Origin of the sequence: Erwinia billingiae Eb661 (assembly GCF_000196615.1) — a bacterium.
GTDB lineage: Bacteria > Pseudomonadota > Gammaproteobacteria > Enterobacterales > Enterobacteriaceae > Erwinia > Erwinia billingiae.
In genome coordinates, this window is record NC_014306.1 from 91,884 (window position 1) to 114,125 (window position 22,242).

The window sequence follows — 22,242 nt, forward strand, 5'->3', positions numbered from 1 at the left end:
TCCCGTTACGCCTTGCGGTTCAGCCATGCCATATATTCAGCGACGCCTTCAGCGACGGTTTTGAACGGCTTATCATAGCCCGCTGCCAGCAGGTTGGTTTGATCCGCCTGGGTGTAGGCCTGGTAGCGTCCCTTCAGTTTTTCCGGGAAAGGAATGTATTCGATTTCCCCTTTCTGATGGAAATTCAGCGCCGCATCGGCCACTTCCTGGAACGACTCGGCACGACCGGTACCGCAGTTGAAGATGCCGGAAACGTTATTTTCCCAGAACCACAGGTTCACCGACGCCACATCTTCCACGTAGATAAAATCACGCTTAAAGGTGTCGCTGCCTTCAAACAGCTTGGGATTTTCGCCGTTGTTTAACTGGGTGTTCAGGTGGAAAGCCACGCTGGCCATGCTGCCTTTATGGCCTTCACGCGGACCATACACATTGAAGTAGCGGAAACCACAGACCTGCGAACCCGCTTCCGGCAGGATCTGACGGACATAGTGATCGAACAGCATTTTGGAATAGCCGTAGACGTTCAGCGGCTCTTCATACTGGCGCTCTTCGATAAAGTTATCGTTGCGGCCGCCGTAAGTGGCTGCGGAAGAGGCATACAGAAACGGGATTTCGTGCTCGAGGCAGTAGTGCAGCAGCTCTTTGGAGTACTGATAGTTGTTGTCCATCATGTACTTGCCGTCCCACTCGGTGGTGGATGAGCAGGCGCCTTCATGGAAGATCGCTTCAACATCGCCGAAATCTTCATCGGCCAGAATGCTGATCAGAAAGTCTTCTTTATCCATGTAATCGGCAATATTCAAATCCACCAGATTGACGAATTTGGTGCCGTCTTTCAGGTTGTCGACCACCAGGATATCGGTATGGCCTTTGTCATTCAGCGCTTTAATAATGTTGCTACCGATAAGTCCTGCGCCGCCGGTGACGATAATCATGAGCATTAACCTTTAAACAGGGGGGTGAAACGGGAGGTTTCACACGCTAATGCCTCTTATCATAACATCTGATGCGGCGTCAGACAGCCAGATGACTCCGTAACGGAATGTAATTGTTGGAAGCTGGCGTTAATTATGCTGCGAAAATCACACTACACGATCTGTATCCTCGTCCCATCCCTTGCCCTTCAGTAAGATATTCCGCTACTAAGCCTGTTTCGGAGTATGAAAATGTCATCGCCATTTTATCAGCAACTTACGCAACAATTACGGGAAGTCGAGGCGGAAGGGCTGTTTAAGTCCGAACGCCTGATTACCTCCGCGCAACAGGCCAATATCGAACTGGAAGGCGGCGGGAAAGTCGTTAACTTCTGCGCAAATAATTACCTGGGTTTGGCTAATCATCCCGCCCTGATCGCCGCGGCGAAGGAAGGCATGGACAGCCACGGATTTGGCATGGCGTCGGTACGCTTTATTTGCGGCACGCAGGACAGCCATAAACAGCTGGAAAATCAGCTGGCGGAATTTTTGGGCATGGAAGATGCCATTCTCTATTCCTCCTGCTTTGATGCTAACGGCGGTTTGTTCGAAACGCTGCTTGGGCCGGAAGATGCGATTATTTCTGACGCGTTGAATCACGCGTCGATTATTGATGGCGTACGGTTATGCAAAGCTAAACGTTACCGTTACGCCAACAACGATATGACGGAACTGGAAGCGCGGCTGGAAGAAGCCAAAGCGGCCGGCGCGCGCCATATCATGATCGCCACCGACGGCGTTTTCTCCATGGATGGCGTGATCGCCAACCTTAAGGGCATCTGTGATGCGGCGGATCGCTTTGGCGCGCTGGTGATGGTCGATGATTCTCATGCCGTTGGCTTTGTGGGCGCAGGCGGTCGGGGCACGCACGAATACTGCGAGGTGATGGGCCGGGTCGATATCATCACCGGTACGCTGGGCAAAGCGCTGGGTGGCGCTTCGGGTGGCTACACGGCGGCTAAAAAAGAGGTGATCGAATGGCTTCGCCAGCGATCCCGTCCTTATCTGTTCTCGAATTCGCTGGCGCCGGCCATTGTTGCCGCCTCAATACGTGTGCTGGATATGCTGACCGAAGGAGATGGTTTACGTCAGCGTCTGTGGGACAACGCAAAATTTTTCCGTGCCGAAATGACCAAAGCCGGGTTTACCCTGGCCGGCGCCGATCACGCCATTATTCCGGTGATGCTTGGCGAAGCGAAAGTAGCGCAGGAATTTGCCCGGCTGTTGCAGCAGGAAGGCATCTACGTCACCGGCTTCTTCTATCCCGTGGTGCCGAAAGGGCAGGCAAGGATCCGCACGCAAATCTCGGCGGGACACAGCCATGAGCAGTTAGTCCATGCGGTGGATGCTTTCAGCCGGATTGGCAAAAAGCTTGGCGTGATTAAGGAGGCGTGATGAAAGCATTAGCGAAGCTGCGCGCGGAAGAAGGGATCTGGATGGTTCACGATGCGCCTGTCCCCGAGCCGGGTCACAATGACCTGCTGATCAAAATTCGTAAAACCGCCATTTGCGGCACGGATGTGCATATCTATAACTGGGATGAATGGTCACAGAAAACCATTCCCGTGCCGATGATCACCGGGCATGAATATGTTGGTGAAGTGGTCGGGATCGGTCAGGAAGTGAAGGGCTTCTCGCTGGGCGATCGGGTTTCCGGGGAAGGGCATATTACCTGTGGCCACTGCCGAAACTGCCGGGCGGGGAAAACCCATCTTTGCCGCAATACGGTCGGCGTTGGCGTTAACCGGCAGGGCTGCTTTGCGGAATACCTGGCGATCCCCGCGTTTAATGCCTTTCGTATTCCCGACAACATTTCTGATGAGCTGGCAGCGATTTTCGACCCTTTTGGTAATGCGGTGCATACGGCGCTGTCATTCGATTTGGTCGGCGAAGATGTGCTGATTTCAGGTGCCGGCCCGATTGGCATTATGGCGGCAGCAATCTGCCGTCATGTCGGCGCCAGGCTTGTGGTGATCACCGACGTGAATGACTATCGCCTCGATCTGGCCCGCAAGATGGGGGTGACCCGCGCGGTGAACGTCAGCCAGCAAAAGCTGGTGGACGTGATGCAGGAACTGGGCATGACCGAAGGATTTGACGTAGGACTGGAGATGTCCGGCGCACCGGCAGCGTTCAGAACGCTGTTAAGCGTGATGAATAACGGTGGCCGCATTGCATTACTCGGCATTCCCCCTTCAGAGATGTCGATTGACTGGAATCAGGTGATTTTCAAGGGACTGTTTATCAAAGGGATTTATGGCCGGGAAATGTTCGAGACCTGGTACAAAATGGCGGCATTAATCCAGTCCGGGCTGGATATCACGCCGATCATTACCCATCACTTTGGGATTGATGATTTTCAGGCGGGGTTTGATCAAATGCGCTCGGGCCTTTCAGGCAAGGTGATTCTGGACTGGTAATCAATCTGTTGGGTCGGCAATGGGCCGACCCAATTTACAATGCTACTTGAGCTTTTCGGCATCCGTCAGATAGCGCACTTTGCGGGTGTAATCCTGACCTTTAAAGGTCAATGGCGTATCGGATGACTGCAGATACTTTTGCCATTCCGAAAGCGGGAAGCCGCCATGCGCACCAACCACCTCTTTTGGGACCACTGCGGTGCTGCCACCAATCTTCTTGGAAACCGGCCAGTTAACCCAATCGCCTAAATTAACGGTCTTAAAATCCATCATATCCAACAGTGCTGCCAGAGGGAGCTGATCCGTTGGCGGCTGAGAGTCATCCATCATTCGCCAGGTATCTTCAAACATCGCTAACCACATCGGGCATAAGCGGCCCCAGGTTTCTTTAGTCGCGACAAGAAATGCACTGTTCACATGATCCACCAGTCTTGGACGAATGCAGTTGCGATAATAACCTGGCCTGCGTGACTCTGGTGCGCTCATCAGTTTTGCGATCATTTTACCCTGGCGGAAACTGGAATATATATGGCCATCCAGCACCTTAATATCAGGCATTTTCAGCAGATTAAGATCGGAGTCGATCATCAAAATCCCCTTTGTCCTCGCATGGAGAGGTGCCTGGATTTTAATCAAACGACTGCGGTAAATTTGTTTATAGCGGTAGTTCTCTTCCCGTAACGGCACGTCCAGCGTCACCACCCGGGTTTTCGCCGGCAGCTCGCCAAACTGTGCGGCAGGCTGATCGGAGACGATGACAATCTCTTCTGCATCAGGCGCAAAACGTGATGCAAATAACGCGCTTAAGGTCGCTTCTTCGACAAAGTCAGCGCCCGTACAGGGAATGACAATGGAAGTGACCGGTGTTGCGCCTTGCACCTCTTTCTGCTGATAAGAGAGGTTATGGCGCGAACGAATGTGGCGGAACTGAGGGTTCAGGAATTCAAACATGCGAAGAGTTTCCATGTGACGCATTTTTCAAAATAGATTCCACGCCTGCGACGTAATGCTCAATAGCATAGTGCGCTTTCACGTTGGCGTTGGCCTGTTGCAATAATGTCGTGCGTTTTTCCGCATCAAGATACAGCGTCTTCATCTGCTCAAACAGGGTATCGGTATCGCCGTAATCGAACAACAAGCCCGTTTTATCCGGCGAGATCAGCTCGGCGGTGCCGGTGACTTTCGAGCCAATCACCGCGGTATTGAGCAACATGGCTTCCAGCACCACGCGCGGCAACCCTTCACTTTTGGACGCCAGAATAAACACATCCAGCGCGGCCAGATATTCCAGGGCATTGGGGCGAAAACCGGTGAAAATCACCCGATCCGCAATACCGGCCTGAGCCGCCTGACGTTTTAACGCCGCTTCTTCCGGGCCTTCGCCGAGGATCACCATCCGCCAGTCGGCTTGGGGGAAGGATGCGGCAAACTTTTCCAGCGCCTGCAGAATATGGTGATTGGATTTGCGGGGGATTAACGATCCGATACTGCCAAACACAAAGGTGCGGTTATCCAGCGCCAGCAGCTGTTGCCGCATCGCATCGCGGGAGGGCAGCGGTTGCCAGATGTCGATAGCATTGAATACGGTGAAGCATTTTTCGGCCACGACGCCATGGGCGATCAGCACTTCGCGGACGCCGTTTGATACAGCGATGATTGCATCCGCGCGCTGATTCACCATCCCGACCAATTCGCGGTTCAGGACCGGTTCAATGCGGCAATGCTGCACCAGGGTAATCGGTAAACCTTCGGCGGCAAGATAGCCTTCAGCGTTCGATCCCGGCTGATTATTCATGTAGAGCAAATCAATATTTTGGCGGGAAATCGCCTCGGCAATACGTTTCGCATTGGGCTTGATGCGCCAAAGCATATCCACCCAACGGGTCGTTTTCAGCCGTAAAGAACGGTTGAAAAATACCAGCGATCGCAGCAGTTCTTTGCAGACTTTCGCCCAGCGAGGTTGCTTGCGTTGCGGAATAAACATCACCGGGATGCCGAGCGCTTCCAGCACGTCAGCAATGGTATCACCTTTACCACGGCGGTAATTATGGTAGAAGCAGCAGCGGATATCGAACTGACTGCGGTCGATACGCTTCAACAGCTCAAGCATGCTGTTGGTGCCGCCACCCCATTCATTTCCGGTATCCAGCAACAGAATTTTTTTACGCTGATCTTCCATGTGTCCGCGACTCTCTGGGCCTGCGTCCCTTCAGTCAGGGACGCTGCAGAAAAATTAAGGTTGGGTCCCGATATCGAGCTTCAACCCGCTAAAGTGCGTATCGATATAACGCATGCCCGCGCTGTTGCCAATACTTTCAGCCACCACGCTCAGTGCACGGGTTGCCGGAACCGGTGCAATCTTCACCGGACAGCTTTTCACGCCGTGGAACGGATTACGCGGTTTTTCAGCCGGTGGCAACGGCTGGCGGCCGGTGGATTGGGGCTCATTCAGCAACTGGCTTGGACGAACCAGCGTCACGTCTGCCGGAAGCGTTGGCAGCATTTCCTGCAATACCCTGACGGTGGTGGGATGCGGATGGCCGATGGCAATGGCTGAGCCATCGCGCTGGGCCAGGCGCACCGCACGCGTGAACTGCTTGCGGATATCCGCTTCGTTCTGCGTATCGTCGAGGAACACGCGGCGCTTGAGCACCTTGACGCTGGTTCCGGCGGCGGCGCGCGTTGACTGGCTGTTACCGATGGTCATGCTGTCGAGGAAGTAGAAATTGTAGTGATCCAGTACCTGCATCACCTTCTGCATCCCTGGCAGACTGGAGGTCATCGCGCTGCCCATATGGTTGTTCAGGCCGACCGCAAAAGGCACATCGGCCACCGCTTCACGAATAATACGCGCGATCTCCGAACTGGACATGTCCGGGCGCAGGGTGTCTTTTTCCAGCGGTTGTTTGCTCAGGGGCGCCATCGGCAGATGGATCAGCACTTCGTGACCCAGCTGGTGGGCTTTGGTCGCCATTTCACGGGCGTGGGTGGCGTTAGGCAGAACCGCGACAGAGATGTTCTTCGGCATCTGCAAAACCTGATTCTCTTCCTTCGGACGATAACCAAAATCATCAATGACGATAGAGAGTTTTCCGGCGTGTGCCGTACAGGCCATTAACAGGCCTGCCAGCACGCCACTCATTTTGCGGAGGTGTGACAAAAGTTATTTTCCTAACCACGGAAGTGGATTGACGGCCTGTCCCTGGCGTCGGATTTCGAAATAGAGTGAAGGCGTGCCCCGGCCGCCACTGGTCCCGACCAGTGCGATTGGCTGTCCTGCCTTAACCTGAGTTCCCACGCTCACCAGCGCACTTTGGTTGTAGCCGTAAAGGCTCATATCCCCTTTGCCGTGTTCTACCACCACCACCAGACCGTAGCCCTGTAGCCAGTCGGCCATCAGAACGCGGCCATCGGCAATGGCTTTCACTTCGGTGCCTTCAGGTGCGTCAATCACCAGGCCTTTCCAGCGTAGCTCACCCTGCAGCTGTTCGCCGAAGCGATGTTCAATCGTGCCGCGCGCCGGCCATACGGCCTGGCCAGAAGGACGGCCTAATCCGCCGGTGCGCGCCATTAATGAACGCTCACCTTCGGTCGGTTTGTAGGTGGTGCCTTTGCTCTTCGCCTGAGCCTGACGCTGACGGACTTTTTCCGCCTCGCGCGCTTCTTTCTCTGCCCGGGCTTTGGCTTCCCGTTCAGCTTTGGCAATTTTGTCGCGCAGGCGGCTTTCGTTTTCCCGCATATCGACCAACTGCGCCTGATCTTTTTCGAGAGACGACTCCAGCGTGGTCAGCGTTTTCTTACGGGCAACGCGCGCACCTTCCAGCTTCTGCTGTTGCGACTGCTGCTGGTCGAGTAAGGATTTCTGCTGCGCCTGTTTATCCACCAAAGACGCTTTCTGCGCAGAGAGGTCGCTGCGGGTCTTTTTCAGGTCATCAATTGATTTTTGGCGGGCATCGTTAAGATAGCCAAAGTAGGAAAGGATGCGCTCGCTGCGCTGGCTCTCTTCGCCGCTGAGGATCAGCTGGACGCCGCTGTGTTGTCCCTGACGGAAAGCCGCATCGAGCTGCTCGGCAAGCAGCTTTTCCTGACTGGCTTGTTGCGCCTCCAGCTTGCTGATCGAGGCGGTCAGCGATGAAATGTCCTTATTCAGCCCGGTGAGGGTGATTTGGGTTTCACGCAGTTGGCGGCTGGCCTGAGCAATGATCTTTTCCTGGCTGGTCAGCTGCGCCAACAGCTTGCCGCGTTGCTGCTTTTGCTGCAAAACGCTCTTCTCTTTCGCTGCAATATCCTGCTGCAGGCTGGAGAGCTGCGACTTGTTATCGTCGGCCGCGTGGGTGGCAAAAGACGACAGCAAAAGACCGGCGCAAAGTACGCTGGCAGACAGGCAGAACACATGAGATCGCAACAGAACGCCTGTGGCAGATCCGTTACCCTGTGCTCGTAAAGATGAAACTGGCGCTTTTTCCCTCATAGGACCAGATTATTCCACGATGAACAGCAGCTTACCAGCCATCTGTCCCGGCTTTTGCATTTCCACCAGTGACAGCGTTGCCTGAAACCGGTCGCTGGGCAGGCGATCCTGCGGGGAAGTGTCAGGCAGATTTGCACAACAAATAACCGCTCAGGATTGCAGCGAACTCGCACTGACACGGGCATTTACACTTAAGGCAATTTTTTTTGGGAATCTGCCTCAGAAAACGCAACTCTGACGGCTTCATGACTGTACATGACAATACTGGCAGGTATACTCAGAAGCCTTGTTTTAGCTTATTAACCCTTTCGGGAGTTGTTACCCCTCATGCAAGATATTATGCAGTTCGCAGGCAGCCACACCATTCTTAGTCTGGCGTGGGTTGTCCTGTTGGTTTTGGTGATCGTGACTACCGTTAAGGGTATGTTCTCCAAGATAAAAACGATTAGCCGCGGTGAAGCAACCCGTTTAATTAATAAAGAAGAAGCCGTGGTGGTCGACGTGCGTGGGCGTGATGACTACCGTAAGGGCCATATCTCCAATGCCATCAACGTGCTGGCCGCTGACATCAAAAAAGGCAGCTTTGGCGAATTAGAGAAGCACAAAGCGCAACCGATTATCGTGGTGTGTGCCAACGGCACATCCGCTGCAGAACCCGCTGCTCAGCTGAACGCGGCCGGTTTTGAAAACGTCTCCATACTGAAAGATGGCGTCTCCGGTTGGAGTGGTGAAAACCTGCCGCTGGTACGTGGAAAGTAAGACTGATGTAGTGATGCGCAGCACTTTGTTGGCTGTGAAGACCAGTTCGCGCTAGATGGCTTTTCTGGCCTCGACCCGCTACTTAAATAAGACGGGCGAGTGGCGAAATAACGGATTATTAACCAATAGGATTACGTAACATGTCAGAGCAAAACAACACCGAGATGGCTTTCCAGATCCAGCGTATTTACACCAAGGATATCTCTTTTGAAGCGCCTAACGCGCCTCAGGTTTTCCAGAAAGAGTGGGAACCAGAAGTGAAACTGGATTTGGATACGGCTTCCAGCCAGCTGGCAGAAGACGTGTATGAAGTCGTACTGCGTGTGACCGTAACGGCAACCGTGGGCGAAGATACTGCGTTCCTGTGTGAAGTTCAGCAGGCAGGTATTTTCTCTATCTCCGGTATCGACGGTAACCAGATGGCGCATTGCCTCGGTGCATACTCGCCGAACATCCTGTTCCCTTATGCTCGCGAATGCATCACCAGCCTGGTTTCACGCGGTACCTTCCCGCAGCTTAACCTGGCGCCAGTGAACTTTGACGCGCTGTTCATGAACTATCTTCAGCAGTCAAACGAAGGCGCCGCTCCTCAACAGGATGCATAATGCCTCACGCTAACGCTTCAATGAGCGTCCTCGGTGCCGGATCTTACGGCACCGCTTTAGCCATCACGCTGGCTCGAAACGGGCACAACGTGGTGCTGTGGGGACACAACCCACACCATCAGGCTCAGCTTCAGGCTGACCGCTGTAATGCGGCTTTCCTGCCCGATGTTCCTTTCCCTGATTCGTTGAGCCTTGAAACCGATTTGGCCAGTGCGATTGCTGCCAGTCGCGATCTGCTGGTGGTGGTTCCCAGCCATGTGTTCGGCGATGTATTACAGCAAATCAAACCGCATCTGCGCGCTGACTCCCGCATTGTCTGGGCCACGAAAGGCCTGGAAAAAGAGACCGGACGTTTGCTGCAGGATGTCGCGCGTGAGATCCTCGGTCCGGATATTCCGCTGGCAGTGATCTCGGGCCCGACTTTTGCCAAAGAACTGGCGGCGGGTCTGCCGACGGCGATTGCCCTGGCGGCAACGGACAGCGAATTTGCTGATGACCTGCAGACGCTGCTGCATTGCGGTAAAAGCTTCCGTGTGTATAACAATCCAGACTTTGTTGGCGTCCAGCTCGGCGGCGCGGTGAAAAACGTGATCGCTATTGGCGCGGGCATCTCCGATGGAATTGGCTTTGGTGCCAATGCACGTACCGCATTAATTACCCGTGGCCTCGCTGAAATGACCCGTCTGGGCACCGCTCTCGGTGCCGATCCCACCACCTTTATGGGCATGGCGGGATTAGGCGACCTGGTGCTGACCTGTACCGATAATCAGTCACGCAATCGGCGCTTTGGCATGATGCTGGGGCAGGGAATTGACGTGGAAGCGGCGCAAACAACCATCGGTCAGGTAGTGGAAGGTTTCCGAAATACTAAAGAGGTTAAGGCTCTGGCTGCGCGCTGCGGCGTGGAGATGCCAATAACCGAGCAAATTTATCAGGTTCTGTATTGCGAAAAAAATGCGCGAGAGGCAGCATTGAGCTTACTTGGGCGCACAAGGAAAGACGAAAACAGCGCCAGTTGAGAAAGGGATGCAAACTGATATAGCGCGCAGGCAGTCGCCGGGCGCTATTTTTTGATGTGGAGAGAGCAATGCCGTGTGTAGAACCTGAACTGGTCTGGGATTATATCAAAGCGGAAGCGCGGGCCCTGGCTGACTGCGAACCGATGCTGGCCAGTTTTTACCACGCAACGTTGCTGAAGCATGACGATCTGGGCAGTGCGCTGAGCTATATGCTCGCCAACAAGCTGGCCAATCCGATCATGCCTGCCATCGCCATCCGTGAAATCGTGCAGGAAGCCTATAATCAGGACCCGTCGATGATCCAGTCGGCAGCCTGTGATATCCAGGCCGTCCGTCAGCGTGACCCGGCAATCGATAAATACTCCACGCCCTTGCTGTACCTGAAAGGCTTTCATGCCTTACAGGCCTATCGTATTGGTCACTGGCTATGGAATGAAGGACGACGCGCGCTGGCGGTGTATCTGCAGAACGAAGTGTCGGTCTCGTTTGCGGTGGATATTCATCCGGCGGCCAAAATTGGTCGCGGCATCATGCTCGATCACGCCACCGGCATTGTCATTGGCGAAACGGCGGTGGTTGAAGACGATGTCTCGATCCTGCAATCCGTTACGCTGGGCGGTACCGGCAAAACCAGCGGCGATCGCCATCCGAAAATTCGCGAAGGGGTGATGATCGGGGCAGGAGCGAAAATCCTCGGCAATATCGAAGTGGGGCGCGGGGCGAAAATTGGTGCCGGTTCGGTAGTGCTGCAACCGGTTCCGCCACATACCACCGCAGCTGGCGTTCCTGCCCGCATCGTTGGCAAGCCGAGCAGCGACAAGCCTTCGATGGAAATGGATCAGCACTTCAATGGAACCGTGCCGGGCTTCGAATTCGGCGACGGGATCTGACGTTTACGCCTTCACCACTGCGCCAGCGTAATCCAGCTGGCGCCACGCCTCGTATACCACCACTGAGACGGCATTAGACAAATTCATGCTGCGGCTGTCCGGCTGCATCGGGATTCGGATCTTCTGCTGTGCCGGCAGCGCATTGAGAATGTCGGCTGGCAATCCCCGCGTTTCCGGTCCAAACAACAGGTAATCACCCGGCTGATAACTCACCGCGCTGTGCGCGGGCGTGCCTTTTGTGGTGAGCGCAAACAGCCGCTGTGGCGCTTCTGCAGACAGAAACGCGGCATAGTCAGCGTGATGTTTGATGGCGGTGAACTCATGGTAATCGAGCCCGGCACGGCGCAGGCGCTTATCATCCCAGGCAAAGCCCAGCGGCTCAATCAGGTGCAGTTGAAAGCCGGTATTGGCGCAAAGACGGATGATATTCCCGGTATTGGGTGGGATTTCAGGTTCAAATAAAACGATATTCAGCATCGACAACGGCCCTCATTAGCGAGGGCCGAAGCATAGCAAACAATCAGGCTTTGCTGGAATAGAGCGGCAACCAGATTGTCAGACGCAGACCGCCCAGCGGGCTGTCATCCGCTTTGACCCAACCCCGGTGTTGCTGGATGGCGGTATCGACAATCGCCAGACCCAGCCCGGTTCCACCGGATTCACGGTCGCGCGCTTCATCAGTGCGGTAGAACGGCCGGAAAATCTGCTCACGATCTTCCGCGCTGACGCCTGGACCATCATCATCGACGTGGATGGTAATGCCCTGTTTATCCACCGAAAAACTGACGGCGATTTTGGAGTAGGAGTAGCGCAGCGCATTGCGGACGATATTCTCCAGCGCGCTGTCCAGCGCACTCGGGTTACCGTACAGCGGCCATGGGCCAGGCGGATAGGGCACGTCCAGCGTTTTGCCCATCTGCTCGGCTTCAAACTTGGCATCATCCAGCACGCCGGACCACAGCTGGTTGGCTTTCATCGCTTCACTGACCAGCGCATTTTTATGCTGAGTGCGGGAGAGCACCAGCAGGTCGTTGATCATGCCATCGAGCCGCTGTGCTTCCATCTCGATACGCTGCAACTCTTTGCCTTCGCCCTGACGGCGGCGCATCAGCGCGGTGGCCAGCTGCAGGCGAGTCAGAGGCGTACGCAGTTCATGTGAGATATCCGACAGCAGACGTTGCTGACCGGTCATCATTCTTTCCAGGGCGCTGACCATCTGGTTGAAGCTGGCACCGGCTGCCAGGAACTCCTGCGGGCCGGATTCCAGTTCGGGACGCTGACGCAAGTTACCGGCCGCCACATCATCGGCAGCATGCTTGAGCTTACGGGCCGGTTTAGCGAGGCTCCAGGCCAGCCAAAGCAGCAATGGCGAGCTGATCAGCATGGTGACAATCAGCAGCAGCAGAGGACGGTCAAATAACAGATTGATAAAGTCCAGCTGTGAGCTGCCCGCCGGGCGGATCAGGTAAAGCTGGTAGTTATCTTCTCCGTCGCGAACCGAGAAGGGGCCAACCATCTCAACGCGGCCGTATTTCTTTTTCTGCGGATGATCGGAGTTATCAGACTGGCCGATAAAATTACGGATCACCTGCATTTCGTTATGCTGTGCGCCGATCACGCGACCCTCACTGGTGACCAGTAAAAGCCGTTGACCAGGCGGAGCCCATTTGTCGATTGCGCGAAACAGTCTGCGCCACCACATCAGGTCGTTGGGCGGATCCTGCATCAACTCCGCTTCAACGTGTTGTTCAATCATGGTGCCCTGACGCTGCTCGTTATCCAGCAGCGGCGTCATCTGACGGGTATCCAGCTTTGGCACCATTAAAACCAGCATCAACACCAGTGCCAGGGTCAGCCAGAAAATAGCGAAGATGCGGGTGGTCAGGCTTGAAATCATGTAGCGGAAACCATCAGATAGCCGCGGCCACGCAGGGTTTTAAACCAGGGATGACCATCTTTGCGGTCCGGCAGTTTCCGGCGCAGGTTAGAGATATGCATATCGATCGCGCGATCGAACGGCGTCAGGCGTTTTCCAAGCACTTCCTGGCTCAGATGTTCGCGGGAGACCACCTGTCCAAGGTGCTGGGCAAGCAGATACAGAAGCGTGAACTCTGTCCCGGTCAAATCCAGCGTCAGGCTGTCGAAGCTGGCTTCCTGGCGGCCTGGATTCAGGCGCAGGTGATCGACTTCCAGCGTCGGTGAGCTGTTATCGTGTTGCTGTTGCTGCTCGCTCCAGTTTGAACGGCGTAAAATAGCGCGTATACGCGCCACCAGTTCGCGATCGTTAAATGGCTTAGGCAAGTAGTCATCTGCACCCAGTTCGAGGCCCAGAACGCGATCCAGCTCGCTTCCGCGCGCCGTCAGCATAATGACCGGCGTCTGGTGCTGTTGACGCAATTCTTTCAGGGTGTCGATACCGTTTTTCTTCGGCATCATGACGTCGAGCAGTAAGAGATCTATCGTGTTATCAATCAGGGTGAGTGCCTGCTCGCCGTCGCCGGCAACCAGAACGTCAAACCCTTCCATTTCAAGTAATTCTTTCAGCAGCGAAGTCAATTCGCGGTCATCGTCAACCAACAGGATTTTATTCATTTTTATTGCCCTCCGCAGGCAAAATACCGTGAACGAATGCTGTCATTCCATGACTTTACGTAGTTTTACACCGGCTGACGCATGTTTGCAGCGGACGCCGTAGACTGGCTCTCGTTGAATCGAAAATGGAAACCAACCTGGGAGTAAACGATGCGCAAAGTTACCGCCGTCGTTGTGGTTCCGGCGCTGATAATCAGTTTCTCCGCCGCCTGTTCTGCAGCAGTGACGACGACTGACGAGATGCATCAAGACAATGCGGCGACACGCAGTATGACGCAAATTCCGCAGAGTCACATGTTTGATGGCATCAATCTCACCGAACAGCAGCGTCAACAGATGCGAGATTTGATGCAACAGGCGCGTCATGAACGTTCTTCCATAAGTATTAACGATTTAGAACAACTGCACGAGAAGATTATTGCAGATAAATTTGATGAAGCGGCCTACAAAGCTCAGCTGGATAAGATTGCACAGGCGGAAGTCTCGCGGCAGGTAGAAATGGCCCGGATACGCAACCAGATGTACCACCTGTTAACACCAGCCCAGCAGGACGTTTTAAATGAGAAACATCAGCAGCGCATGAGTGAAATGCGCAAGCTAACGAACATGCAGCAGGCGTCATCGCTGCAGGCAGTGAGTAGTACCGGCAGTAACCAGTAACATAGTATCCCTGTTTTTCCTTGCCATAGACACCATCCCTGTCTTTCCCCCTCATGATGAGGGGGTTTTTTTTCAATGACTTACCTGTCATTCCCTTCCAATACAGTCACTTAAAAAAACCTGTAAGCAGTTAGAAGCAACTGGTACCAGTTAGGATGTGGTCGCAATGTGGTCACTCCCTATGGGCAGAAGTGACCATGTATGCCGGTATTAGAAATTACTCCGGACCTGAACCAAGTTCACCCGCTTCAACTCCACCGCGCAGTGGATTTAGCGTCACCGCATGTTGAAGGAAGTCCGGTGCAAAATGCGCGTATATCATCGTCTGCTCTATTTTGGAATGGCCGAGAATATCCCTCAGTGTGATGATATTACCCCCGTTCATCATGAAGTGACTGGCGAACGTGTGGCGCAATACGTGTGTTGCCTGGCCACGTGGTAAATCAGGTATGACCTCACGCAACTGCTGCCGAAAATTTTCATAATCTACGTTAAACAGCTTGCCGCTGATCTTCGTTTTTATGGTCTTTTCAAGTTCAGCTGAGATTGGAACAGTCCGGTTTTTACCATTCTTCGTTGCGAAAAAATGAACCCGCTGCATCCGCACTCGGATTGCCTCAAGATTAGCGGCTTCACTCCACCTCGCACCGGTACTCAGGCACAAGAGTGCTACCCTAAGGTCATCACCCTCCAGCCTTTCCAGTAACTGGGTGATTTGCTCAGGCATAAGGAAAATAACTTCAGGTGCCGCCTGTTTAAGCGCAGGAAGCTCCCTGACGGGATTTGCCTGTTTGTATTCACCTAGCATTATCAAAGTAGTGAACATGCCTGAGAGGCGGTAAATATCGCGGTTAATCGTGGATGGCGATACCTCTTGCTTAAGTCTTTCCGAGCGTAGGTTCAGAAGTAATTTCTTCGTCAGCGTGCTGGCAGGTACATCCCCTAAATGCGCGGCTGTCTTCAGAAGGTGCATCCGCTCGATTTTGCCGTTCTTCATGGTGATGCCGTGAACGTCATACCAGTTCGCAATAAGCTCAGACAGCTTTCGCCGATCCGTCTTCGTGTTGTGCCACTCTTCGCGCTTACCTGCCGTTGCCATAATGTGCAACTCAAAGGCTTTCGCCTCAGATTTCCTTTCAAACTTCCGACGGATTCGTTTTCCTTCGCGTCCAATCGGTCTTATGTCCACTTCATATCGACCATCATCAAGGGTTTTAATGCTCATTAGCTGAGCCTCCTGATTGATGGGTTTGCTGCTTCATCGTTTGCTGTGGTGCCAAGGCTTAACAGCCAAGCAGAATGTAACCCTAACCACCCTTGCCGGTTAATTGGGGTAAGTCTGTTTTTTCTGGCCCAAAGTGTGAGAGAGCCGGAGCGATTTGTCCGGCGACCTCAGAAGTTTTGCCAATCATTAGCCAAAGTGTGTATTTCTGGAATTGTTCGACATCTAAAATTCTGTTGATTACAGATATGCCAACTTCATCCCCACCTGCTTCAAGGTTCCTTATTGAGCTGAGAGCAACGTCCGTCTCATTGGAGAATGCTGCCTGAGTAAATCCCTCAGCCTTCCTGATGGCTCTGATCTTCGTTCCATAATCCCTTTTCATATTTTCCTCAAGGTTGTATTGATTAGCGAGGCTGCTTGATAGCAGCTGTAGCTATATCGCCCTGTGAGGTTAACTCTTCAGCACCTTTTGGCGCTACCTGCCCGGCTTCTGGTGCTGTTGCGCCGGTCATGAGCCAAAGCGTGTATTTCTTAAAAAGGTCTACAGCGAGGATCCTTTCAATAATCCCTAGCCCAACATCCACGCCTTGAGTTTCATAATTTTTAATCGAACTGAGCGCCACGCCTGTTAAAGCGGAGAAGGCGGGCTGTGTGAGCTTCTCCGCTTTTCGGATAAGCCTCAGTCTATTTGCATAATTTATTGACAAAGTACCAACCTCAAGACTAATCTGCACTGGAAGTACCGAAATCAGTACCTGTAGTTTCATTTAAATCCAATTGCCGCTAGAAGCCGTAGGAAGCAGTTAGAAGCAGTTGGAACCCAAAACAGGAGATTAACACGATGAGTGCAATTAGTGATGTTTCCGAGGTCAAGAGCCTTATTGACGCTGTTACATACCAGCGTTTCGGCGAGATGATCGGTAAACCGACCTCCGCTATTAAAGCGATGGCTGAAAACAACAAACTGCCGTTAATCGAATGGCGTAACCCGGAGAACCCCAACGCTCGTGCCGGTGAGAAAATGGTATATCTCCCGGAATTCAATCGTGCAATGCGGGATGCATATTACAGCCGTCCGACAGAACAACGCGATGCCTGGTTGTTATGGCTTGGAATTTGAGGTCCGACATGAACCATCAGATCGTTAACATGACAAAGCATTTGAGCATCTACCGGGGGTTTACTATTCAGCGCCTGCCGAGGTCAGTGGCATATCCCAACCATCGCTATCAGGTGACTAAAGATGGCCTCTACTACGGGCAGGATTTTGCCCAGGCTGAGGCAGTAAAAATCATTGATACCTTATGTGCGGCCCAACAGGAATGGATGGAGAAGCTTTCCAGATTTACCCCATCTTCGGAGGTGACCAGTGTTTCAGGCATTAACGAGTGAGGACATTATTTCTGTTATCTCTCTTGTTGTAGTGGCTTATGGATTATTGGAATCAATTCAATTAATGATCCGCGACCATTGCAGTCGTATTCGTAATAAACGCACAGAAAAATAATTAAATAACGGGAAAAATTATGCGCCAACAATATACAACATTGGCTGATAATCTGCTTAATGCGTATCACATCAAAGTAATGAATTTAAAAGCGGCTACAGGTATCGCTGCTGAAGTCCGAGCGACTTCAACTGCGGATCACGCTTTTCGACTAAGTGTGGGCCTTGAGGGTTTGCAGACTGTTGCGAAAGCAGCCTGTGATTATGATGCATATGAGGAGATCGAACGTTTGATCTCGAAGGTGAGCTGCGGAAATTTCCCTATTGCGGGGAGCTGGTAATAATCCGGCGCTCAGCGCCGGGCCTATCAGAGGCACTATTTACGAGTGGTGCGCCTGATAAGTAACGATAGAGGTGGAAGCTATGCGGATTATTGCGGGAGGACGTGGGGCGGTTAACCCTTATGCCGCAATTGCCCAGCCTTACCTTGAAAAATTTCATAAGCAAGTGGACGAGATGCGGGGCGGGAGCAAGATGGCACTGGCATTCAATAAGCTCAATATGGCGGAGCGCAAGGTTATTTTTGTGCTTGGTAACTCACTCGCCACGCTTTCACCATTGCAGATGGACAGGCTAAATGAAAAGCACGTTTCTTTGAATTACGAGCAGCTGAATGAAAAAGAAAAACTGACCGTTATTCGCGGAATGAAAGAGATTAAGAAACTGGCTAATAAAATCCCTTATAGCCCACCGGGCGAAGAGGAAGCCTTAAAAAATCCCCGGAAGATAGCGCCACAATCATTTGAAGACTATCACGCCGATGATGCCGTAATACCGAGTAGTCATGTAACGAACGCTGCCGGATTCTGATTTAAAACACAGCTATGGAAACAGGCGGTTCTTTGCGCCGGGATTCTTATTGTCCATTTTCAGGAGACTACATATGAAAAATCTCGAAACCCGATTGATACAGGCTAATGCTGAAGTCGTTTTACATACAATGCTGATGAAGGCTAATTCTGACGGCCAGAAAGCTAAATCGCTCTGTGTTTCAATCCGCCTTAACGCCCTCGCCATCCACATTCAGCAAAAGAAACTTCCTGCGGCTGAAGCTGCTGCGCTCCTCATAAAAGAAGCCCTGCGTTACGAAAATGAGGCGGAGGCATTTCACTGATGGCTGATGCAATGGATTTAGAGCAAGAGCGGCAGGCGGAAACTCTTGCACGTCAAATCAGCAATGCCCGTCAGCCGCCAACGCAACCCAGTGCATTTTTCTGCCTGGAATGTGACGAGCCGATCCCTGAAGTTCGTCGAGCAGCTATTTTCGGCGTCACCACCTGCGTTTTCTGTCAGTCGCTTTTAGAGCGCCGGGCAGCCCAACAAAAAGGCAACACCCAATGAAGAGCACTGTTTTGAAATGGGTAGGAAGTAAGGCCAAAGTGATGACCGAACTAAAAAAATATCTGCCAACCGGTGATCGCCTTGTTGAACCGTTCGCCGGTTCCTGCGCAGTGATGATGAATACTGACTATCCGTCGTACCTTGTCGCGGATATCAACTCTGATCTGATAAACCTTTATGTTCAGATCAGGGAACACGAGAACGCATTCATCGCTCAGGCTGCAAAGGTTTTTGCGCAGAATAAAACACGAGAGTGTTATTTAGCTATACGCGCTGAATTCAATAACGAACCAGCGCTACCTCTGCTGCATCGTGCCGTGTACTTCCTGTATCTCAACCGCCACGGCTACCGGGGTATTTGCCGCTACAACCTCAGCGGCGGGTTTAATGTCCCGTTCGAAAAAATAGCTAAGCCGTATTTCCCTGAAAAAGAGATCCGCGCTTTTGCAGCGAAAGCCAACCTCGCAACTTTCGTATGCGCAGGTTTTGCGGAAACTCTCTCCATGGTTCAACCCGGTGACGTTATCTACAGCGATTCGCCTTACGACGGCACTTTCAGCCACTACCACACGGAAGGCTTTGGCCGCCCGGAACAGATTGAGCTGGCCGCTTGTCTTCATCAGCTGCGCAGCGCGGGTTATCCGATTGTGGCTTCTAACAGCGATACGGAGTTTACCCGCGCGGCTTATGCCGGTTTCAGCATGAACAGCATCACGACATTCCGCAGCGTTGGCGTTGCCGCTGGCAAGGGTAAGAAGGCTGCGGAGATTGTGGCTGTTAGTAGTGGCGGTATTGAGGCAGGGATCTGAATAGATCGGCGCAATCATTTTTCAAAATCTAAATAAGGTAAGAATATGAATATGTACGTTGAAAAGTACCAGATTAAATATGACCAGACACTGTTGGAGGCCTTACAGACCAAAAGTGGGGCAGGTTATCTAAGAAAATACAAAGCTAAGAGAGCAGGCAAGCAGGCGACATTAACGCCGCCTGATGGGATTAGCTGCGAACAAACAACGAATCATACTGGCCGGGATTGAGATCTTCGGCATGCAAGTCTTTCAGGCCAAGTCCGGCAATACCCTGAGCGAGGGCAATATAACCACCAAGTCCATCGATACTAAGGACTCGATAAATTTCGCCATCATCATTTTTAATGGCAATCACCATTTTTTTTCCACTCATCTCCTTAGTTTGGGCCTTTTGGGCGACAAGCGTGATGGCATCATCCTTTGGGGATTTTTTTATTCCGTCGATATAGATATCTTCCATTTTTATTCCTTATTAGTAAGTTGCGCTCAAGATCTTACTGCTGGGTTTGTATATATCACAACCGGATTATTATCAATGCTGGTACTGATATGACAGACATGAAACGAGGGCGTTTAGCACCTTCATCTACTACAACATACCCCGGCGCGCAGCCTGAGCCTGTCGGGGCTTTTGCATGGAACGCACCGCAACCGCCAGCATTTGACGAAATCGACCGTTCACCTTCAGTGATCCGCTATCGCAATCTGGATGGTGAAGAACGCCGCATCTCAGTATTCGATTACTGCGGTCAGAAAAAGATGGGTGACTCCGAAGCACGGATGTTACGCCGCCGGTTGCAGGCGTTGCCGCAGTATATTCGGCGTTATTACGAGCTACGTTTAACTACCATCGAACAAAATCAGGGTAATAAGAAAGCGTCTATGTGGTTGAAAAATACCTTTGGCCGCTTTGTTCTTCCTCGTATCGACGATGTAAATGGCAAATACCTCCCCCCGGGTGCGTTGCCAGGGCCGCTTTTCGATCTACGTGATGATTTCAACCGCATTCCGTGGGCTGGTAAGCGTGAATTAAAAAAGCTCTCTTACCGTCTGGCTGATCGGTTAACCACTGAACTCATTAGTGAGGTAAATCACCAGGTAGAGCGTCATGGTGATTATGAATTTGCAATCATTTCCGGCTTTGGACGCGCTGGATGGCTTATCACCCACCTGAACATGACGGCACCGGGCTGGCAGGCGTACTGCAAAGAAGAACTTTCTGCTGAAGATGCACTGCGCGGCGCGGCCCGCATAGAGTCACCTTCCTGGTGGTTGCGTCGCCTGCGTCGCCTCCATGACCAGTGGCGTGAGCATCTGATGGTGGCCGCTGGTTACGTCTCCAAAAAAGCGAAGCCCTATTGCAGCGAGCCTTGCCTCAAGGAATGGTCCGCTCAGAAAAAAGCTAATCGCGAATATATCAACGCTCATGAGCTGGAAGATAAAGAAACCGGCGAGCGCATTTCCCTGGCTGACAAAGTTAATGGCAGCGTTGCCAATAAGAATATACGCCGCGCTGAACTGATGGCCCGTATGCGTGGATTTGAGGATCTGGCTAAAGCTGAAGGCTTAGTAGGTGAGTTTTACACGCTGACCGCGCCGTCAAAGTTTCACTCTATGCAGCGCAGCGGCAAGCGCAATAACAAATATAACGGTTCCAGCCCACGCGAAACCCAGCGTTACCTCTGCAACGTGTGGGCGAAAGTTCGCGCTAAATGGAAGCGTGAAGGCATCCGCACGTTCGGTTTCCGCGTTACCGAGCCGCATCACGATGGTACGCCGCACTGGCATGCGCTGTTGTTCTTCCAGCCGGAAGATGTGGATTTTGCGCGTGCGATTTTCCGAAAATATGCGCTGAAGGTAGATGGCAATGAGAAAGGGGCGGAGGAAAACCGCTTTATGCACGTTCCGATCGATGAACAATTCGGATCGGCAACCGGATATATCGCCAAGTACATTTCTAAAAATATCGACGCGCACGGGATGGATGGCGAGACGGACGATGAAAGCGGTGAGCTGCTAACAGAGATGTCCGCACGCGTCAGCGCGTGGGCCTCGCGCTGGAACATCCGACAGTTTCAGCAGATTGGCGGCGCACCGGTCACTGTTTATCGTGAGCTGGGCCGCCTGCGCGATCGTGATCTCTGGTTATTCCCTGAAATCGTCCCGGCGCAGATTGCTGCTGGTCAATATGACTGGGCGGGATATGTCACGGCTCAGGGGGGTCCGCTGGTTCCCCGAGATCTTCTGCGCGTGCGTCTGAACTATGAAATCACCGAAAACGGCAATGACTACGGCGATGACGTGAGTCACATCACCGGAGTTTACTCTCCGTTTGAGCCTGCATCCTCGGTTATCTATACCCGCACCACCAGTTACCAGATCGTCCGCAAGGTTGAAGAAAATGCCGATCGGGGTGTTGCCGTGGGTGTTGACCTGGCTTTATCAGGCGGCCCCGCCGCCCCTCGGAGTTCTGTCAATAACTGTACGCGGGAGCCGCGGAAGTCAAAAAAAACCGCTGTATCAAGCACGGTCAAGGCTGACCATGCGGTATCGAAAGCAGCAGTCACTGACGAAAAAATTTGGGAGGGGGTTGGGTTTGAGAAAATGACGCGTAAGCAGCGCAGGGCTTTCAATCAGCACCTGGCTAGCCAGTGCGAAAAGCCTCGGTCAGTTGTTGAAAGTGCCATTGATATTAAGCCGGACCGGGCTAGGTATATTACCGATTTTGCAGAAAGTTGCGGCATGAGCCTGACAGGGATGGAAGCGCAGGCGCTGGCAGCTGGTGAGGTTATAACTTTGGGCGGTAAACGTTGGTATGCCCAGGCTGACGGGGCTATCCGTGATGCCGGTCGCAGCGACGAAGAGATTAAAAGTGGGCTAATGAGCCGGGTTTATCAGCTTGCCCACACAAACCGACACCAGTTTGGACAAGAATGACCGTTCTGTCCGGAAAGTGAGGTTTAGC

The 22,242-nt window shown here is 52.7% G+C and carries 27 protein-coding genes; 15 read left to right on the plus strand and 12 right to left on the minus strand.

The window, feature by feature from the left end:
* Positions 1-5: 5 nt before the first annotated feature.
* The gene (gene rfaD / locus EBC_RS01755; protein WP_013200116.1) at positions 6-938 is read right to left on the minus strand and encodes an ADP-glyceromanno-heptose 6-epimerase; all 933 of its coding nucleotides are present in this window, start codon (positions 936-938) and stop codon (positions 6-8) included.
* Positions 939-1,169: 231 nt separating this feature from the next.
* Here rfaD and EBC_RS01760 point away from each other — a divergent pair, with 231 nt between their 5' ends.
* On the plus strand, positions 1,170-2,372 hold the full coding sequence (locus EBC_RS01760; RefSeq protein WP_013200117.1) for a glycine C-acetyltransferase: 1,203 nt from the start codon (positions 1,170-1,172) through the stop codon (positions 2,370-2,372).
* The gene (gene tdh, locus EBC_RS01765; RefSeq protein WP_013200118.1) at positions 2,372-3,397 is read left to right on the plus strand and encodes an L-threonine 3-dehydrogenase; all 1,026 of its coding nucleotides are present in this window, start codon (positions 2,372-2,374) and stop codon (positions 3,395-3,397) included. The genes EBC_RS01760 and tdh overlap by 1 nt, the downstream gene beginning before the upstream one ends.
* A gap of 42 nt (positions 3,398-3,439) precedes the next feature.
* Here tdh and EBC_RS01770 read toward each other — a convergent pair whose 3' ends face one another.
* Genes EBC_RS01770 through envC form a run of 4 tightly spaced genes read right to left on the minus strand, consistent with a single transcriptional unit; the run spans position 3,440 to position 7,868 of the window.
* Positions 3,440-4,348: a hypothetical protein gene (locus tag EBC_RS01770; RefSeq protein ID WP_013200119.1), complete on the minus strand. Its 909-nt coding sequence runs from the start codon at positions 4,346-4,348 to the stop codon at positions 3,440-3,442.
* Positions 4,341-5,576, minus strand: coding sequence for a glycosyltransferase (locus EBC_RS01775; protein ID WP_013200120.1), 1,236 nt, complete (start codon positions 5,574-5,576; stop codon positions 4,341-4,343). Before EBC_RS01775 ends, EBC_RS01770 begins: the two co-directional genes overlap by 8 nt.
* Positions 5,577-5,630: 54 nt before the next feature.
* The gene (locus EBC_RS01780; RefSeq protein ID WP_157867999.1) at positions 5,631-6,557 is read right to left on the minus strand and encodes a divergent polysaccharide deacetylase family protein; all 927 of its coding nucleotides are present in this window, start codon (positions 6,555-6,557) and stop codon (positions 5,631-5,633) included.
* 3 nt (positions 6,558-6,560) lie between these two features.
* Positions 6,561-7,868 (minus strand): murein hydrolase activator EnvC, encoded by a 1,308-nt coding sequence (envC, locus tag EBC_RS01785; protein ID WP_013200122.1) that lies wholly within the window; start codon positions 7,866-7,868, stop codon positions 6,561-6,563.
* A 327-nt stretch (positions 7,869-8,195) separates the two neighbouring features.
* On the opposite strand from envC, the gene EBC_RS01790 reads away from it, so the two are divergent.
* The 4 genes from EBC_RS01790 (at position 8,196) to cysE (ending at position 11,141) form a co-directional block, all read left to right on the plus strand.
* The gene (locus tag EBC_RS01790) at positions 8,196-8,627 is read left to right on the plus strand and encodes a rhodanese-like domain-containing protein (RefSeq protein ID WP_013200123.1); all 432 of its coding nucleotides are present in this window, start codon (positions 8,196-8,198) and stop codon (positions 8,625-8,627) included.
* Between the two features lie 140 nt (positions 8,628-8,767).
* The gene (gene secB, locus EBC_RS01795; protein ID WP_013200124.1) at positions 8,768-9,232 is read left to right on the plus strand and encodes a protein-export chaperone SecB; all 465 of its coding nucleotides are present in this window, start codon (positions 8,768-8,770) and stop codon (positions 9,230-9,232) included.
* On the plus strand, positions 9,232-10,251 hold the full coding sequence (gpsA, locus tag EBC_RS01800; protein ID WP_013200125.1) for an NAD(P)H-dependent glycerol-3-phosphate dehydrogenase: 1,020 nt from the start codon (positions 9,232-9,234) through the stop codon (positions 10,249-10,251). Before secB ends, gpsA begins: the two co-directional genes overlap by 1 nt.
* Positions 10,252-10,319: 68 nt before the next feature.
* Entirely contained in the window at positions 10,320-11,141 is an 822-nt protein-coding gene (gene cysE / locus EBC_RS01805) for a serine O-acetyltransferase (RefSeq protein WP_013200126.1), read from the plus strand.
* Positions 11,142-11,144: 3 nt separating this feature from the next.
* Here cysE and trmL read toward each other — a convergent pair whose 3' ends face one another.
* Genes trmL through cpxR form a run of 3 tightly spaced genes read right to left on the minus strand, consistent with a single transcriptional unit; the run spans position 11,145 to position 13,733 of the window.
* A complete protein-coding gene (gene trmL / locus EBC_RS01810; protein WP_013200127.1) occupies positions 11,145-11,618 on the minus strand; it encodes a tRNA (uridine(34)/cytosine(34)/5-carboxymethylaminomethyluridine(34)-2'-O)-methyltransferase TrmL in 474 nt (157 codons plus the stop codon).
* Between the two features lie 43 nt (positions 11,619-11,661).
* Positions 11,662-13,038 carry an envelope stress sensor histidine kinase CpxA gene (gene cpxA / locus EBC_RS01815; protein ID WP_013200128.1) on the minus strand — a complete coding sequence of 459 codons (1,377 nt, stop codon included), beginning with the start codon at positions 13,036-13,038 and terminating at the stop codon, positions 11,662-11,664.
* Complete coding sequence (gene cpxR / locus EBC_RS01820) at positions 13,035-13,733, minus strand: envelope stress response regulator transcription factor CpxR (RefSeq protein WP_013200129.1); 699 nt, start codon at positions 13,731-13,733, stop codon at positions 13,035-13,037. The genes cpxA and cpxR overlap by 4 nt, the downstream gene beginning before the upstream one ends.
* Positions 13,734-13,883: 150 nt before the next feature.
* On the opposite strand from cpxR, the gene cpxP reads away from it, so the two are divergent.
* Positions 13,884-14,393 carry a cell-envelope stress modulator CpxP gene (gene cpxP, locus EBC_RS01825; protein ID WP_013200130.1) on the plus strand — a complete coding sequence of 170 codons (510 nt, stop codon included), beginning with the start codon at positions 13,884-13,886 and terminating at the stop codon, positions 14,391-14,393.
* Positions 14,394-14,610: 217 nt separating this feature from the next.
* On the opposite strand, the gene EBC_RS01830 is transcribed toward cpxP, so the two are convergent.
* The 3 genes from EBC_RS01830 to EBC_RS01840 form a co-directional block, all read right to left on the minus strand.
* The gene (locus EBC_RS01830) at positions 14,611-15,618 is read right to left on the minus strand and encodes a phage integrase (protein ID WP_013200131.1); all 1,008 of its coding nucleotides are present in this window, start codon (positions 15,616-15,618) and stop codon (positions 14,611-14,613) included.
* 82 nt (positions 15,619-15,700) lie between these two features.
* The gene (locus EBC_RS01835; protein ID WP_041691842.1) at positions 15,701-16,000 is read right to left on the minus strand and encodes a helix-turn-helix domain-containing protein; all 300 of its coding nucleotides are present in this window, start codon (positions 15,998-16,000) and stop codon (positions 15,701-15,703) included.
* 22 nt (positions 16,001-16,022) lie between these two features.
* Positions 16,023-16,385 (minus strand): helix-turn-helix domain-containing protein, encoded by a 363-nt coding sequence (locus EBC_RS01840; protein WP_231853674.1) that lies wholly within the window; start codon positions 16,383-16,385, stop codon positions 16,023-16,025.
* 74 nt (positions 16,386-16,459) lie between these two features.
* Between EBC_RS01840 and EBC_RS01845 the strand changes: the two genes are divergently transcribed.
* The 7 genes from EBC_RS01845 to EBC_RS01875 all read left to right on the plus strand — a co-directional run bounded on the left by EBC_RS01845 (position 16,460) and on the right by EBC_RS01875 (position 19,274).
* Positions 16,460-16,738 carry a Cox family DNA-binding protein gene (locus tag EBC_RS01845; protein WP_013200132.1) on the plus strand — a complete coding sequence of 93 codons (279 nt, stop codon included), beginning with the start codon at positions 16,460-16,462 and terminating at the stop codon, positions 16,736-16,738.
* Between the two features lie 8 nt (positions 16,739-16,746).
* Positions 16,747-17,010 (plus strand): hypothetical protein, encoded by a 264-nt coding sequence (locus tag EBC_RS25670; protein WP_013200133.1) that lies wholly within the window; start codon positions 16,747-16,749, stop codon positions 17,008-17,010.
* 134 nt (positions 17,011-17,144) lie between these two features.
* Complete coding sequence (locus EBC_RS01855) at positions 17,145-17,405, plus strand: hypothetical protein (RefSeq protein WP_041691844.1); 261 nt, start codon at positions 17,145-17,147, stop codon at positions 17,403-17,405.
* Between the two features lie 82 nt (positions 17,406-17,487).
* A complete protein-coding gene (locus EBC_RS01860; RefSeq protein WP_013200134.1) occupies positions 17,488-17,934 on the plus strand; it encodes a hypothetical protein in 447 nt (148 codons plus the stop codon).
* Positions 17,935-18,007: 73 nt separating this feature from the next.
* Positions 18,008-18,238 carry a DUF2732 family protein gene (locus EBC_RS01865; protein ID WP_013200135.1) on the plus strand — a complete coding sequence of 77 codons (231 nt, stop codon included), beginning with the start codon at positions 18,008-18,010 and terminating at the stop codon, positions 18,236-18,238.
* Positions 18,238-18,465: a TraR/DksA C4-type zinc finger protein gene (locus EBC_RS01870; protein ID WP_013200136.1), complete on the plus strand. Its 228-nt coding sequence runs from the start codon at positions 18,238-18,240 to the stop codon at positions 18,463-18,465. The genes EBC_RS01865 and EBC_RS01870 overlap by 1 nt, the downstream gene beginning before the upstream one ends.
* Positions 18,462-19,274: a DNA adenine methylase gene (locus EBC_RS01875; RefSeq protein WP_041691845.1), complete on the plus strand. Its 813-nt coding sequence runs from the start codon at positions 18,462-18,464 to the stop codon at positions 19,272-19,274. The genes EBC_RS01870 and EBC_RS01875 overlap by 4 nt, the downstream gene beginning before the upstream one ends.
* 190 nt (positions 19,275-19,464) lie before the next feature.
* On the opposite strand, the gene EBC_RS01880 is transcribed toward EBC_RS01875, so the two are convergent.
* Positions 19,465-19,737 carry a hypothetical protein gene (locus tag EBC_RS01880; RefSeq protein WP_013200138.1) on the minus strand — a complete coding sequence of 91 codons (273 nt, stop codon included), beginning with the start codon at positions 19,735-19,737 and terminating at the stop codon, positions 19,465-19,467.
* 89 nt (positions 19,738-19,826) lie between these two features.
* Here EBC_RS01880 and EBC_RS01885 point away from each other — a divergent pair, with 89 nt between their 5' ends.
* Positions 19,827-22,214 (plus strand): replication endonuclease, encoded by a 2,388-nt coding sequence (locus EBC_RS01885; RefSeq protein ID WP_157868000.1) that lies wholly within the window; start codon positions 19,827-19,829, stop codon positions 22,212-22,214.
* Positions 22,215-22,242 lie beyond the last annotated feature (28 nt).